Origin of the sequence: Staphylococcus casei (assembly GCF_030294405.1) — a bacterium.
GTDB lineage: Bacteria > Bacillota > Bacilli > Staphylococcales > Staphylococcaceae > Staphylococcus > Staphylococcus succinus.
Genome location: NZ_CP125718.1, coordinates 2,537,092 through 2,552,979, shown reverse-complemented (window position 1 = coordinate 2,552,979; position 15,888 = coordinate 2,537,092). Strand labels below are relative to the sequence as shown.

Here is a 15,888-nt window from a genome sequence, read left to right as displayed (position 1 = left end):
ACAAATAATAGGAGGCTGTACGAGTATGTGGGAAAATAAGTTTGAAAAAGAATCTTTAACTTTTGACGATGTGTTATTGTTACCAGCAGAATCAGATGTTTTACCGAAAGAAGTAGATTTAAGTGTTCAATTATCAGAAGGTGTTAAATTGAACATACCAATTCTTTCAGCAGGTATGGACACAGTGACTGAATCAAAAATGGCTATAGCAATGGCGAGACAAGGTGGTCTTGGTGTTATTCACAAAAATATGAACATCGAAGATCAAGCAGATGAAGTTCAAAAAGTAAAACGCTCTGAAAATGGTGTTATTTCGAATCCATTCTACTTAACGCCTGAAGAAAGTGTTTATGAAGCGGAAGCATTAATGGGCAAATATCGTATCTCAGGTGTGCCGATTGTTAATAATACATCAGATAGACAGTTTGTAGGTATTATTACTAACCGTGATTTACGTTTTATTGAAGACTTTTCTATTAAAATTTCTGATGTTATGACAAAAGATAATTTAGTGACTGCTCCAGTTGGTACAACTTTGGATGAAGCTGAACATTTATTACAACAGCATAAAATCGAGAAACTTCCATTAGTAAAAGAAGGTCGCTTAGAAGGTTTAATTACAATTAAAGATATCGAAAAAGTACTTGAATTCCCAAATTCTGCTAAAGATGTTCATGGTAGATTATTAGTTGGAGCAGCAATTGGTATTGCGAAAGATACTGATATCCGTGCTGAAAAATTAGTAGAAGCTGGCGTAGATGCATTAGTTATCGATACAGCACACGGGCATTCTAAAGGCGTATTACAACAAGTTAAACACATTAAAGAGAAATTCCCACAAGTTACTTTAATTGCTGGTAACGTCGCTACAGCTGAAGGTACAAAAGCATTATACGAAGCGGGCGCCGATGTTGTTAAAGTTGGTATAGGTCCTGGTTCAATTTGTACTACACGTGTAGTAGCAGGTGTTGGTGTTCCACAAATCACAGCTGTTTATGATTGTGCAACTGAAGCACGTAAACATGGTAAAGCGATTATTGCTGATGGCGGTATTAAATTCTCAGGAGACATCATTAAAGCATTAGCTGCTGGTGGACATGCAGTTATGTTAGGTAGCTTACTTGCTGGTACAGAAGAAAGCCCAGGCGAAACTGAAGTATTCCAAGGTAGACAATATAAAGTTTATCGTGGCATGGGTTCTTTAGGCGCTATGGAAAGTGGTTCTAACGATCGTTATTTCCAAGAAGATAAAACACCTAAAAAATTCGTTCCAGAAGGTATTGAAGGACGTATTGCTTTTAAAGGACAACTGCAAGATACAGTTTATCAACTTATGGGCGGCGTGAGATCTGGTATGGGTTATACTGGTTCACGTAATTTGGAAGCTTTAAGAGAAGAAGCTCAATTTACACGCATGGGACCTGCTGGTTTAGCAGAAAGTCACCCACATGACATTCAAATCACAAAAGAATCACCAAATTATTCATTCTAAGTTAAAGGAGATTTAAAGTTATGGAAATGGCGAAAGAGCAAGAGCTCGTACTTGTTTTAGACTTTGGTAGCCAATACAACCAGCTAATTACACGTCGTATTCGTGAAATGGGTGTATATAGCGAATTACACGACCACGAAATAAGTATTGATGAGATTAAACAATTAAATCCTAAAGGTATTATTCTTTCTGGTGGACCAAACTCAGTATATGAAGAGGATTCATTTACGATTGATCCAGAAATTTATAATCTAGGTATTCCTATTTTAGGAATTTGTTATGGTATGCAACTAACAACTAAATTACTAGGTGGTAAAGTTGAACGTGCCAACGAACGTGAATATGGTAAAGCAGTTATAAATGCTAAAACAGACGAGTTATTCTTCGGGTTACCTGAAGAACAAAATGTTTGGATGAGTCATTCAGATAAAGTAATTGAAATACCAGAAGGTTTCGAAGTGATTGCTGATAGTCCAAGTACAAATTATGCAGCAATTGAAGATAAAGCACGTCGCATTTATGGTGTACAATTCCATCCAGAAGTACGCCACACTGAATTCGGTAATGATTTATTACGTAACTTTGTTCGCCGTGTCTGTGATTGTACAGGCGAATGGTCAATGGAGAATTTCATTGAAATTGAAATTGAGAAAATTCGTAACCTAGTTGGAGATCGCAGAGTATTATGTGCCATGAGTGGTGGCGTAGACTCATCTGTTGTAGCAGTATTGCTACACAAAGCAATTGGTGATCAATTAACATGTATCTTCGTAGACCACGGTTTATTACGTAAAGGCGAAGGCGATATGGTTATGGATCAGTTCGGTGAAGGCTTTAACATGAATATCATTCGTGTCAATGCACAAGAACGATTCATGAGTAAATTAAAAGGTATTTCAGACCCTGAACAAAAACGTAAAATTATCGGTAACGAATTTGTGTATGTATTTGATGATGAAGCATCTAAATTAGAAGGCGTAGATTTCCTAGCACAAGGCACGCTGTATACAGATGTTATTGAATCAGGTACGAAGACGGCTCAAACGATTAAATCACATCACAATGTGGGTGGATTACCAGAAGATATGGACTTCCAACTGATTGAACCGATTAATACATTGTTTAAAGATGAAGTACGTGAATTAGGTATCGAATTAGGTATTCCAGAACATTTAGTATGGAGACAACCGTTCCCAGGACCAGGTCTAGGTATTCGTGTCTTAGGTGAAATTACAGAAGATAAACTAGAGATCGTACGTGAATCTGACGCAATTTTAAGACAAGTTATCCGTGAGGAAGGTCTTGAACGCGAGATTTGGCAGTATTTCACAGTATTACCAGGCATCCAATCTGTAGGTGTTATGGGAGACTACCGTACGTATGACCACACAGTAGGTATTCGTGCAGTAACTTCTATTGATGGTATGACAAGTGACTTTGCACGTATTGACTGGGAAGTCTTACAAAAGGTTTCAAGTCGTATTGTAAATGAAGTGGACCACGTTAACCGCGTTGTCTATGACATCACTTCTAAGCCACCAAGCACAATCGAGTGGGAATAATAATATCAAATGAAAACCCCTTAGGCGTAGGCTTAAGGGGTTTTTGGTGTCATGGTAGAAATGCAAAAAGGCTTTATATTTGAGTGCGATAAAAAGTAGATTGCGTAATGATTTACCTCTTTTTTATGACAAATTATTTATATATTAACACATAGATGCATCCAATAATTACACCTATTATAAATAGTATCCATATTAAATGAGGATTGAATCTCCAATCTCTTGTAGATGTTTTAGTGACTTTCTTTGAATACCATAAATCTAATGTTTTAAATAAAGCGAAGATTATCCCAAATAACAATGGATAAATAATAAAATTCATGTTAACACCACTTTCTTTTTGATTAATAATTATTGTGTATTTTCCACTTTTTTCATCATATCTTTATCCGTTGTAATAAGAGATTGATAATATGAATGTTTGTAAATTAATGCAGTGTGTAACTTTCTAAAATAGGATGGTGTTTTGGTATTTTAGCGTTTAAGAAATTTTAGAGCTTAATTAAAAAATTTAGTAAAATAAACAATATGACACTATCAGTATTCAAAATCGGAAGTTTAAACACTTCCATTGATTAGGGGAAAATTATGAAACGTACATTATTAAATATTTTACGAGGTGTAAAAACAGAAAAAATAAAGTTTTCAAATAATGATATTATCATTGAACCATATCAAAACAAAAATAGTCTATATTATATTATTGAAGGGAAGGCTAAAATTTATCAAGAGCATGAGAATGGTAACATTTCATTGATTCAATATTTGTGTGCAGGTGACTTTATCGGTGAATTATATTTATTAGGTATTGAAGAAGAAAGTAAACTCATTAAGTCGCATGGAGATAGTGTATTATATCAAATTAAGGAAAATGAATTTTACGATAAGTTATATAACGATATTTATTTTATGCAATTGCTATCTCAATTTTTAGGTAGAAAGCTACTTCATAGAACGCACCATTATACTGAGATACAACAGTATAATTTCACACATTGTTTTGTTAAGTACATACAAGATATGAATATTGAAGGTTATATATTAGAAGACTTTGTTCAACTATCGCAGTATTTAGGCGTTAGTTATAGACATTTAATGCATGTATTAAATGAATTGAAACGTAGTGGAGCATTAGAAAAAGTGAATGGAAAATATCGTATAAAAGATAAAGAAAAACTCAACGATTTTTTATAACTATGAGAAATCTCATACGATAAATGAAACACAACAGTTTATCCTAAGCATGAGGTGATAAATGTTGAAGAAAAAAATGATGTTAACTCTAATTTTCTTTGTATTTTTTAGTTTCGGTATTGCACTGCAGGTAAAGTCAAACATCGGACAAAGCGCAATGAATGCCTTTGGATTATCTTTATCGAGTATGCTTCATATTAAAATTGGCACCACGATTAATTTATTAAATACGTTGTTTTTCCTAACGTATGTGTGCTGCTTAAAATTTAAAATTTCTCTGAAAGAGATATTACAATTTGGATATATTATTATAAATGGTGTAATGATCAATTTTTTCGTATATTTAATTTTACCTGATGTGTTCTTTTTGAATTATACAAATAAACTGTTTATTTTCATTATAGGGGTAGTTATTTCAGGGGTATCACTTGGAATACTTTTATTTATTGGATTGATTAAGTTCCCATTAGAAGCCGTATGTATTGAAATAAGTAACCAATTTCAAATGGCTTTTGGGAAGGTAAGATATTTATTTGATGCAATATTTGTTTTAGGAGTATTAACAATTTACATATTAGATCATAGTATTTTTACTATTAGGGAAGGTACAGTTATAAGTGTACTTTTACTTTCTTATATTATTAGTTTTACAATGAAGCTATTAGAAAATGTAACTGAAATACAATGATGTTTAAAAAGAATACTAAAAAGCGTAATGTGTGCAATGCTCATCAACAATCAATATTCGTTTAAGAAACAAAGTCTCAAGCATAAGGCCTTATATATTAAATAATATGTAGTTTAATACAATATATTTAAGCTACAGATTAAATATTTAAATTAAATTACAAAAAGGGGTATACAAAAACAAATATTACAGTTATAATAGGTATTAAGTAATTTAGTTCGTGAAATTGATTTGTAGTTTTATTCTTTTGAATTTACTCCTTTTGATTTTTTTAGACAGATTACAAATATTCGTGCAAAAGCACATGGAGGAATTTAATATGAATAACGGTACAGTTAAATGGTTTAACGCAGAAAAAGGTTTTGGTTTCATCGAAGTTGAAGGTGGAAACGACGTATTCGTTCACTTCTCAGCTATCACTCAAGACGGTTACAAATCATTAGAAGAAGGACAAGCTGTTGAATTCGAAATCGTTGACGGCGACCGCGGTCCTCAAGCAGCAAACGTTGTTAAATTATAATAACGGTTAAAAGACGAGTCTAACTCGTCTTTTTTTTTATGTCTTTTTAAATAATATAAACAGCCCCTATATACTAAATATAGGGGCTGTTTATATTATTTAGTTAAAAGCTGTCGTTAACTTTTTATTTCTAATTACAATTAATAAAATATTGACGAGACTTGCTAATATACCAATCATTAAAACGTAATTTGAACCTAATGTAGCAATGAATAAACCACCTATAAAGGTGCCGATTGTTGTTCCTGTGTTAACAGCGGATAAAAAGATTCCATTAGATAAATCAGGTGCATCAGGCGCTGATGAAGTAATCATAAACTGAGTTGTGTTTGCGGTAAGTCCTGCTAAAATCCCCCATATTATTGTAATAACCATCATAGGAATAAAGAAAGATCCTAAACTAAACATAAATCCATATACTATAATTAAAGCAAAAGGTAATAATAACATTGCTTTTTTAGGAATCGCCGTTAATAATTTTCCAGCAATAATATTACCTAATATATTTGAAAAGCCATATAAGAAAAGTGTGATTGAAACGAGATTTCCATGAATGTCTGTAACGATATTTAAGTAATCAGTCAAATAACTATAAACGCCAAAAATTGCCGCATTAAAAAATATAGCTGCAATGATTGAAATCCAAGTCAATGGGCGTTTTAATACTTTTAATTGTGAACCATATGAGTGAGATGATTCGCTTGGCATGGTAGGTACAAAGCATAAAGTCAAAATAAGCACAATGATATTTATTACCGCAAAGAACGATAAGGCGATTTGTAAGTTAAATTGAGTAGCTAAAAAATTAACGATAGGAACGCCTACAACCATGCCGGCTGATACACCAATAAATACACGTGATACAGCTTTAGGTGCATCTTTTTTATCTACTGAATCAGCTGCAACTGAAAAAGCTAAAGCAGTATATACTGGATGGAAAATAGCTGGAATAATTCGTGCAAGTAATAAGACAGCAAAGTTTGATGTAAATACAGATATCAAATTACTTATTACGAAAATGGTTAAAACAAGTAACATTACTTTTTTTCTTTCTATTTTAGAGAGTAGTAATGGAGTAATTGGTCCGGATAAAGCAATGCCAATTGCGAAAACTGAGACTAACCAGCCAGCAGTAGCAGTAGTCACATTAAATTGTTCGGCAATTTGAGGGATTAACCCTATAAATCCCATCTCAGTATTTAAAATACCAAAAACACCAATAGTTAATATGAGTACGATTAATTTATTGTTTTTCAAAGTCGATATACCCCCTATAAATGATGCAAAGTTTGATATATAAAGTGTAAAGGGTATAATGAGATATAACAAATACCTTATTATAATCTCTAGATATACAAAAAATGAATAACAAAGGTGAGGATTAAATGGAATTGAGAACCTTATATTATTTTGTCACTGTAGCGAAAGAAGAAAGTATCACACGTGCAGCAAATGCCTTACATATTACGCAACCAACGTTATCTCGCCAAATTAAAGATTTGGAGAGTGAAATGGGCGTTAAACTATTTAAAAGAAGCAATCACAATATTCATATTACGGAAGAAGGCATTTTATTAAAGAAAAGAGCAGAAGAATTGCTTGAAATGTCGCAAAAAATACAAGATGAATTTAAATTTTTAGATAAACAAGTGGAAGGTAATGTCTATATTGGTTGCGGGGAAACAAAAGGTATTAGCATTATTGCAGATATCTTTAGGCGCATTCAAGCACAACACCCTAATATATACTTTCATGTCTATAGTGGTAATGCGGAAGATATTGCAAGTCGATTGGATAAAGGATTATTAGATTTTGGAATTTTAATTCAACCAGCAAATTTAAATAAATATAAAGCTTTAAATTTACCTTCTTACGACGAGTGGGGGGTAGTTGCAAAACGAGATGATCTTTTGTCTCAAAAAGCATTTATTGAAAAAAAGGATCTCCTCCACAAGCCACTGATATGTTCGAGACAAGTACTAGATAACTCACTCTCAAATAATGAGTTTGCGAGTTGGTTTGGTGATGCTTTTGACCAATTGAATATTGTAGCAACGTTTAATCTAGCCTATAATGCCGGATTGATGGTCAAAGAAGATGTTGGTTATGCAATTACTTTAGACAGTATTATTGAAGCATCTGTTGAAAATAACTTATGCTTTATACCATTAAAACCACAATTAATTGCAAAACATAATATTGTTTGGAGAAAAGATCATACTTTTTCAAAAGCAGCACAATTGTTTTTAGATCGAGCGAAAGAAGTTTGTAAATAAACAGATTAGAATGCTGATTTTTAGTACTAAACAAGCGTTGCATGGTGTTAGAATTCAAAAGTAAAAGCCCCGCATCACTAAAGATGTGGGGCTTTTTGTTATACTTCACGACTGTTTGTAATTTCTTTTTTTGTACGAATCATCAATGTTAGGATAAATCCGATAATTAACAGTACTGTTGTAAATCCAAAGGCAGCATCTACGCCAAGTACAGTAGCGTGTTGCATAGATTGACTGTTACCAGATTCAACGTAATGTGAACGAACTATAGAAAGTATTGTAATCATGATTGCAGTACCAATTGCACCAGCAATAATTCTTAAAGAGTTCATGATTGCAGTACCATGAGAGATATCTTTGTTATCTAAAGCATTAATACCAATTGTGTTTAGAGGCATAATGATTAATGCTACGGCAAACATTCTGACAGCGTAAATAATAACAATATACCAATAAGGCGTCTCTGTTGTTAAGAAACAATGTAAGATGGTCATAACAATTAATAAGATAAATCCTGGTATTGCTAATACCTTCAACCCATATTTATCGAAAATTTTACCAGTATATACAGACATAAACGCATTGACTACTGCACCTGGTAAAATGACGAATCCAGATAAGATTGCGGATAGTCCTAGACCAGATTGAATATACATAGGAATTAATAATGCAGGACCTACGATTCCGATGAATAATACCATTGAAGCAAATGCAGATAATGAAAATGTTCTGTTTGCAAATACACGCATATTTAATAAAGGATTGTCGATTTTAATTTGTCTTGTAACAAAAACAGCGACAATAATTAGTCCAAGAATTAATGAAATGATAACAATTGGTGACGTGAAACCAAGGTTACCCGCACTACTAAAGGCGTAAAGCATAAGTCCAAAACCAAAAGTAGAATAAATTACTGATGATTTATCTAATTTTGTATGTTTTGTTTCATTGTTACTTTCTACAAAAATAGCACCAATAATAAATGCGATAAGTGCTATAGCAGCAACGACTAAAAATGGCGCTCTCCAACTATAGGAATCAATTAAGAAACCAGTTAGTGTAGGGCCAATTGCTGGCGCAGACTGTGCCACAATACCTGTAAGTCCCATTGCAAATCCGCGTTTTTCAGTTGGAAATAATGTGAATACAGTGAATTGCATTAACGGTAATAATATACCTGCACCAATTGCTTGGATAACTCGTGCAAACATGAGTAAACCAAAAGTAGGTGATAATGCTGCGATAATTGACCCAAGTAAAAATGCACTCATAGAGAAAATATAAAGTGGTTTGGTATGGAATCTATCCATAAGAAATGCAGTTAGTGGAATCATTATTCCATTAACTAACATAAATCCCGTAATAAGCCATTGGGCGGTTGTTTCAGTTATTTGCAGCCCTGTGATAATTGCAGGTAGCGCTGTATTAAGTAGTGTTTGGTTCAGCATAGCAACAAATGCACTACTTAGCATAACTAAAATAATAGTATTTCTTTTTTTGCTCGATAAAACATTCTGCGACATTACAATTACATCTCCTTTTACTTCATCCCAACAGTAAATTTTAATAAATTTAAGTTAGCAAAGCAAACCATTAGGTTTAAAAAACTAAATAAATTTGAAACTATTTTTAATTAAAATTATTATTTTTATAAGGTTGGTCGGAACCTATTTAGGTAGTTATTTAAATGAAATAAATTATTAAGTATAAGATATAAGAAAATGTTTTATTTTATTCTTTAAGCTACAATATAGGAGTAATAGGAAAGGATGTTGTTAATGGAAATTGAAATCCACAATCCTCATCATGAATGGCAGCAATTGTTTGAGATTGAAAAAAGTAAACTTGAAAAGATCTTTGAAAAAGAAATGTTGAGCATACATCATATAGGTAGTACTGCTGTGCCTGGTTTGAAAGCAAAACCAATAATAGACATATTATTAGTGGTTGAAAATATAGAAAAAGTAAGTGAATTTAATCAAAGGATAGAAGGCTTAGGCTATGAAGTCTTAGGGGAAAATGGCATTGAAGGTAGAAGGTTTTTTATAAAGGGCGTAACACCACGCACACATCATATTCATGTATTTCAAAAGGACAATAGTTTGGATATTAATCGTCATTTAGCAGTGAGAAACTATTTGATTAACCATCATGATGTGGCAAATGAATACGGTAAATTAAAAGTAAAATTAGCGCAGCAATTTCCAAATGATAGAACGGGATATAGTAATGGCAAAGACCATTTTCTAAAGCAATTAGAGCAAAAAGCGCTAGCATGGTATTTGAAGCGTTAGAGAAAATGGATAATAGAGTTAATATATGCAATAGAGCTTAATATACGTAAACACACCATACTAAAGAATAAGTCTAGTATGGTGTGTATCGTTTTATGAATCGAAATCAATGATATCTGAGACATATAAAGCAATCCGGATATTGAGTGAATGTAATGGATCTTCTATATTTGTACCTATCATATTGCTGCATTTATTAATTCTATATTTAACTGTATTACGGTGGATGTAAATTTTTTCAGCTGTTTTTGTTATATCACATTGATTATCCATATAAACTTGTAACGTTTGTTTGAGTTCCAAATCTTTTTTAGTTTTAGGATAACTTAGGGGACCTAAAGTATGTTTGATAAAAGGTTGTAGTTTTTCATTTGGGATAAGCTGCAATAATTCCTTGATATCTTTTGAATGATATTGTGAGATGAATGATTTTTCATTACTAAATAAGGCATTTTCATAAGCCTCATTTGCTTCAAAGAACGAAGAAGGTAACTGAGAAAATTCTGTGACTTCATTGCCAATGCCAAAAGAAACGCTCCCTTCAAAAGTATTGCCGTAATTATCTTGAATACGTTTCAGGTAATCAAAATAATGCTGGTGACGATTTTGTAATAAAATAGCGAATCGATTATTACTTGGTAGTTTATAAATACTGATATAAGGATCAATGTCAGTCAACATATGCTTTAACCAATGAAATGTAAGTTGTTGACGCTCATTAAGATAATAACTATTTTCTAAAGTGCTTTGAGTATCGATATTGCAAATAACAATTTGATAATAATCTGATTTAAAAATATTGTATTGCTTGAGTAATTCAGTATGCTTATTGATTGATAATGCCTGATCCGTCTGATTATTAACGAGCGATTCAAAAAAGCGATTAATGTCATTTTGTTCCGCTTCTTCAATCTTAGTATTTTTGTAGAGTGCAAAACTTAGAACGCTGACCACTTGTTCAATAGTTAATAAACTAAACGGGTAGGACAGCTTATTAACTTGCGAGACCATAAGATAATATGGGAAATAAGTATACCCTAGAACTTTAAAAATCACGTGATCTTTATCTTCGAAGACTTGTTTGTTTTTATCATAAACAAGTGCTTCTTGATAATGATTATGAAAGTATCTGATATGGTCAGTGGCTAACGCTTTATTTTGTTTATATTGATGACTCATTGCTTCTGGTGATTTGAATGGATCGAAAAGCATAATAGGTACACCGAGTAATTTACTCATACGCTCAATCATAGAATTAATACTAAAACCTTTAATCAATAACTGATTTAACTCTTGTTGAATGTGCAAAGCATAATTTAATTTTCCAGTTTCTGAATCTGAAATATAAGAAGATATTTGATGTGTAATTTCGCCTAAGTTCCAACTTTCAGGAATCTCAATTAATGGAAATGCTAAGGCATCAGCAAAATCAATCACATCCTGATCAATTTCATGTAAAAATCTAGACGTTTTAATTCCAAGACCAGCTGTATGAATATCACTTAAGTCTTTGATTAATTTTTTTAAGTTTTCTTGATTGTCTTGAAAAAGTACGCCAGTTGTTAGAATAAATGAATTTTCAGAAGTAAAATGCTTGATATCATTATTCTCCGTTATATCTAAATTTGTGACCTCCGATGATAAATCCCCGTGCTTGTTAATCAGTTCTAGTCCTTTAAATTGAGGAACGGATAAAATTTCGTTAAGTGTTGTCATAATTCAGTCCTCCGAGTCTATAGCATTATTATTATCAGAAAAATTAAAATAATCAAATTTTTCAGTGTAAAATTATGAGTTAAATGGTATTTTTATAAACATGAATGTTTATTTATAATTGTGTGAAATGACCTAAGCTATATATTATACATAATAAATTATACACATATTTTGTTCGAAATATATAATTTCAACATATAGATATGTCATTCTAAACAAAGAAAAACGCTTTCATAAGTAATAAACTAATAGTTAAGCATGATACATAAAGTTATAAGCTTATTAAAGCAAAGGAGACATATAGATGGGAAGACAGGGGAACGAAACGGTATATGACCATGACCTTTTTGAAAAGCGTGGTTATAATCAAGACATTATGCCGAAATCACCGATGCAGAGAAATAATTCTGCGTTTAACTTTTTCACATTATGGATGGGTGCTGTACATAATATACCTAACTACACAGCTGTTGGAGGATTCTTATTAATTGGATTATCTCCTCTTCAAGTTATTTTTGCATTGATATTAAGTTCATTTGTTATTGCGCTTTTATTAGTTGCCAATGGTTATGCAGGATCCAAATATGGTATACCGTTTGCGATGCAACTCCGTGCAACATATGGAGATGTTGGTGCAAAACTGCCTGGCGTATTACGTGGTGTTGTCGCTGGTATCGCATGGTTTGGTTTACAAACATTTGCCGGATCTCAAGCACTACTTATTTTATTAAATAAAATTTTTCCAGGATTTAGCGATGTTGGTCATGGCATATCTATTTTAGGTATTTCCATTCCAGGACTGATAGCATTTTTAATCTTTTGGGCTATTAGTTTTGCGATTGGTTTTGGTGGTGGTGAAATTTTAAATAAATTTACTGCTATTTTAAATCCATTAATTTATATCGTATTCGGCGGTATGGCTATTTGGGGTGTAACGGTAGCAGGTGGATTGAGTAATATTATGAACTATGAAATTGCAACAAAAACAGACGGTATCATCTATCCAGCCGTGCTATCATTTATCTTAATATTTAATTCATTATTAGGCGTATGGGCTGGTCCAGGAGCTAGTGTTGCTGATTTTACACAAAATGCTAAATCTACGAAATCACAAATTGTAGGGCAAATTTCAGGAATTGTTGTTGCTCATATGCTCTTTGCTGTTGCAAGCGTATTTATTATTATTGGTGGCTCTATCTATTTAGGTCATCAAGAATGGAATATATTAACCATTATTAATGAATGGGGGAATTTCTGGGCTATATTGATTTCTACAGGTGTACTATTAATGACGACGATTTCTACTAACGCAACGAGTAACATTATTCCAGCTGCATATCAGTTGAGTGCCTTATTACCTAAATGGATAAATTATCGCCGTGGTGTAGTTATTGCATCAGTTTTGAGTGTAGTTATTATGCCTTGGAAAATGATGGAAAATGAAGGTAGTATATTTTTATTCTTAAATGCCATTGGTGCAATTTTAGGGCCAGTAGCAGGTGTAATGATTGTTCATTTCTATTTCGTATCTAGATGTCATATAGACATTGATAAACTGTATTTTGATTTGCATGACAAAGACATCAAAATACAACGTATTAATATCTCAGCTTATATTGCCACAATCATAGGAGTTGTTATTTCTTTACTTGGTTTCTTACCAGCATTTGCTGTAATAGCAGATTTCTCATGGTTTATTGGGTTTATGATATCTAGCGCAGTTTACATTGTTTTGCACTACACACTGAAAGTATTCTCAAAGGAAAAAGAAGGAGTGAAGTATAATGAAATATGATTTGATTATTAAAAATGGTTTGGTGATTTTAGAAAATGGTGAACACAATGTAGAAGTAGCTGTAAAAGATGGGAAAATTGCTGCAATTGGTCAAGCACTTGGCGAAGCAGAACAAATTATTGATGCGCAAAACCAAATTGTTTCGCCAGGTATGGTTGATGCACACGTACATATCACTGAACCTGGAGGCGGTTACCGTGATGGTTGGGAAGGGTATGTAACAGGTACAAACGCAGCTGCAAAAGGGGGCGTTACTTCATTTATTGAAATGCCTTTAAATCAAGTACCCGCAACAACAGATCAAGCATCTATTCAAGCGAAATTTGATGCTGGAGAAGGTGAACTATCAGTTGATGTAGCGAGCTATGGCGGTCTGGTACCTTATAATTTAAATGGGGGTATCCAAGAACTAGACGAAGCAGGTGTAGTAGCATACAAAGCTTTCTTAGCAACTTGTGGAGATCGTTCAATCGAGGGTGATTTTGAAAATGTAGATGACTATTCACTGTATGAGGGTATGAAACAAATTGCGAAAACTGGTAAAATTTTATCCATTCATTCTGAAAATGCGACAATTACAGATCGTTTAGGTGAAATTGCCAAAGCAAATGGTGAAACAACGATGCGTGCTTATGTAGATAGCCGTCCTGTATTTACTGAAGTAGAACCTATTCGCAAAATTATCTTATTTGCTAAAGAAACAGAGTGCCGCGTACACATTGTACACGTTGCTTGCGAAGAAGGCGTTGATGAGGTGGTTAAGGCACAACAAGAAGGTGTCGATATTACTTGTGAAACTTGTACACACTATTTATATTTCTACAAAGAAGAATTAGATGATATTGGTGCAGTAGTAAAATGTTCTCCTCCAATTCGTGAACAATCACGTTTAGCGGGCATGTGGGAACGCGTGATGAAGGGCGATATTAGCTTTGTCACATCAGACCATTCACCATGTACGCCTGATTTAAAAGATACAGATAACGCTTTTGAAGCATGGGGTGGTATCGCAGGTTTACAAAATAATGTCGATATCTTATTTGATGAAGGTGTTCAAAAACGTCAAATGTCATTGCAAAGATTTGCCGAAATCATTGCTACAGCCCCAGCACAACGTTTTGGTATGGAATCTAAAGGGAGTATTGCTATTGGTAAAGATGCTGATTTTGTATTTATTAAACCTAATGCATCTTACACGTTGGCTGCTGAAGATTTAGCTTATCGAAATAAAATGAGCCCTTATATCGGGCGTGAAATTGGCGCCCAAGTAACGCGTACCATACTAAGAGGCCAAGAAATTTATAATCAACAAACTGGCATTTCAGATGTGAAAATGGGTCGTTTTATTTAGTGAATAATGAATTTGAAGGATTCGAATCTTACATGAAGTGAAACAACCTATAAATCAATTCATTATAAATTATATGCCGTTTTAAAGCTTTTCTGAATTCTAGACAAATACCCCTCTCAAAGTATTAGGCGAATGTGAGTGTCTACTTTGAGGGGGGTATTGTTTATAATAAGTGCGTGGAACGCATAGGTAAATGAGAAGTTTGATTATAACTTATGACATCACCATCTTCTTGTGTTAGGTGAATTGTATTTAACCCACCGTTTGCAAGCTTCGTCAGGCCTGTGCCTATTGTTCCATTAGAATAATGATAGAGTATAGCACTTATAAAAGCACCATGAGAAACAATTAAAATACGTTGATTATGATATTCCTGAGTTACTGTTTGGATCCCTTTAAGAAAACGGTCAGTAACCATATCAGCGGCTTCTTTATTAGGATACTGACGATCTGGATATAATCTCTCTCTTTCATGTTGAGATAATCCTTCAGCTTTACCAAAAGCTATTTCAATAAATGCTTGGCGTTCAATTAGTGGAATATCCAATTTTTGTTGAATAATCGCAGCAGTATGTTTAGCACGTTGCAAAGGGCTTGTGATAATTACATCCCATGATGATTGTGAGAGAAACTCTGCACATGCTTCAGCTTGCTTAATACCAAACTGATTTAAAGGAACGTCTGTGCGTCCTTGTAATTTTCCAATTGTATTCCAATCTGTTTCACCATGTCTTACAAAACAAATTTCAGTCATTATAACCAACCTTCACCTAATTATTGTATCGTGCTATGTTTATCAGTATTTGAATGTTTTAAATCAATATCATTTGCTAAATATGCATTCATTTTAAAAGTAAATAACTCTATTATCTAGAGATAAGTTTCTCATGGATAGCTATATTTTTCAAAAGGTGAAGTAAATATGAGTGAGGTATTTAAAATAAAAAGTAAGTGCACCACTTTATAAGCGGGCACTTACTTTAAAGAGGGTTTTTATAAT

14 protein-coding genes are annotated in these 15,888 nt (G+C 33.1%); 9 read left to right on the top strand and 5 right to left on the bottom strand.

The window, feature by feature from the left end; translation table 11 throughout:
* Nucleotides 1-25 precede the first annotated feature (25 nt).
* Together guaB and guaA are read left to right on the top strand one after the other, a co-directional pair.
* Complete coding sequence (gene guaB, locus QMO72_RS12405) at nt 26-1,492, top strand: IMP dehydrogenase (RefSeq protein ID WP_069824697.1); 1,467 nt, start codon at nt 26-28, stop codon at nt 1,490-1,492.
* A 20-nt stretch (nt 1,493-1,512) separates the two neighbouring features.
* Nucleotides 1,513-3,054, top strand: a complete 1,542-nt coding sequence (guaA, locus tag QMO72_RS12400) for a glutamine-hydrolyzing GMP synthase (protein WP_103267476.1) — start codon at nt 1,513-1,515, stop codon at nt 3,052-3,054.
* Between the two features lie 133 nt (nt 3,055-3,187).
* Here the strand turns inward: guaA and QMO72_RS12395 are convergent, their stop codons facing one another.
* Nucleotides 3,188-3,376: a hypothetical protein gene (locus tag QMO72_RS12395; protein WP_103267477.1), complete on the bottom strand. Its 189-nt coding sequence runs from the start codon at nt 3,374-3,376 to the stop codon at nt 3,188-3,190.
* A 266-nt stretch (nt 3,377-3,642) separates the two neighbouring features.
* Here QMO72_RS12395 and QMO72_RS12390 point away from each other — a divergent pair, with 266 nt between their 5' ends.
* From QMO72_RS12390 to cspD, 3 genes are all read left to right on the top strand, one after another.
* On the top strand, nt 3,643-4,248 hold the full coding sequence (locus tag QMO72_RS12390; protein WP_103267478.1) for a cyclic nucleotide-binding domain-containing protein: 606 nt from the start codon (nt 3,643-3,645) through the stop codon (nt 4,246-4,248).
* Between the two features lie 61 nt (nt 4,249-4,309).
* On the top strand, nt 4,310-4,936 hold the full coding sequence (locus tag QMO72_RS12385; RefSeq protein ID WP_103267479.1) for a DUF6198 family protein: 627 nt from the start codon (nt 4,310-4,312) through the stop codon (nt 4,934-4,936).
* A gap of 319 nt (nt 4,937-5,255) precedes the next feature.
* Nucleotides 5,256-5,456, top strand: a complete 201-nt coding sequence (gene cspD / locus QMO72_RS12380) for a cold-shock protein CspD (RefSeq protein WP_046836888.1) — start codon at nt 5,256-5,258, stop codon at nt 5,454-5,456.
* A 99-nt stretch (nt 5,457-5,555) separates the two neighbouring features.
* Here the strand turns inward: cspD and QMO72_RS12375 are convergent, their stop codons facing one another.
* Complete coding sequence (locus QMO72_RS12375; RefSeq protein WP_103267480.1) at nt 5,556-6,713, bottom strand: MFS transporter; 1,158 nt, start codon at nt 6,711-6,713, stop codon at nt 5,556-5,558.
* Between the two features lie 128 nt (nt 6,714-6,841).
* Between QMO72_RS12375 and QMO72_RS12370 the strand changes: the two genes are divergently transcribed.
* Entirely contained in the window at nt 6,842-7,732 is an 891-nt protein-coding gene (locus QMO72_RS12370; RefSeq protein ID WP_103267481.1) for a LysR family transcriptional regulator, read from the top strand.
* A 98-nt stretch (nt 7,733-7,830) separates the two neighbouring features.
* Here QMO72_RS12370 and QMO72_RS12365 read toward each other — a convergent pair whose 3' ends face one another.
* Nucleotides 7,831-9,255 carry an MDR family MFS transporter gene (locus tag QMO72_RS12365; protein ID WP_103267482.1) on the bottom strand — a complete coding sequence of 475 codons (1,425 nt, stop codon included), beginning with the start codon at nt 9,253-9,255 and terminating at the stop codon, nt 7,831-7,833.
* A gap of 255 nt (nt 9,256-9,510) precedes the next feature.
* Here QMO72_RS12365 and QMO72_RS12360 point away from each other — a divergent pair, with 255 nt between their 5' ends.
* Nucleotides 9,511-10,026: a GrpB family protein gene (locus tag QMO72_RS12360; protein WP_103267485.1), complete on the top strand. Its 516-nt coding sequence runs from the start codon at nt 9,511-9,513 to the stop codon at nt 10,024-10,026.
* Nucleotides 10,027-10,119: 93 nt separating this feature from the next.
* On the opposite strand, the gene QMO72_RS12355 is transcribed toward QMO72_RS12360, so the two are convergent.
* Entirely contained in the window at nt 10,120-11,742 is a 1,623-nt protein-coding gene (locus QMO72_RS12355) for a PucR family transcriptional regulator (RefSeq protein ID WP_103267483.1), read from the bottom strand.
* 304 nt (nt 11,743-12,046) lie between these two features.
* Between QMO72_RS12355 and allW the strand changes: the two genes are divergently transcribed.
* On the top strand, nt 12,047-13,537 hold the full coding sequence (gene allW, locus QMO72_RS12350) for an allantoin permease (protein WP_103266425.1): 1,491 nt from the start codon (nt 12,047-12,049) through the stop codon (nt 13,535-13,537).
* On the top strand, nt 13,527-14,888 hold the full coding sequence (gene allB / locus QMO72_RS12345; protein ID WP_103266424.1) for an allantoinase AllB: 1,362 nt from the start codon (nt 13,527-13,529) through the stop codon (nt 14,886-14,888). Before allW ends, allB begins: the two co-directional genes overlap by 11 nt.
* Nucleotides 14,889-15,051: 163 nt before the next feature.
* On the opposite strand, the gene QMO72_RS12340 is transcribed toward allB, so the two are convergent.
* Complete coding sequence (locus QMO72_RS12340) at nt 15,052-15,642, bottom strand: histidine phosphatase family protein (protein WP_103266423.1); 591 nt, start codon at nt 15,640-15,642, stop codon at nt 15,052-15,054.
* Between the last annotated feature and the right edge of the window lie 246 nt (nt 15,643-15,888).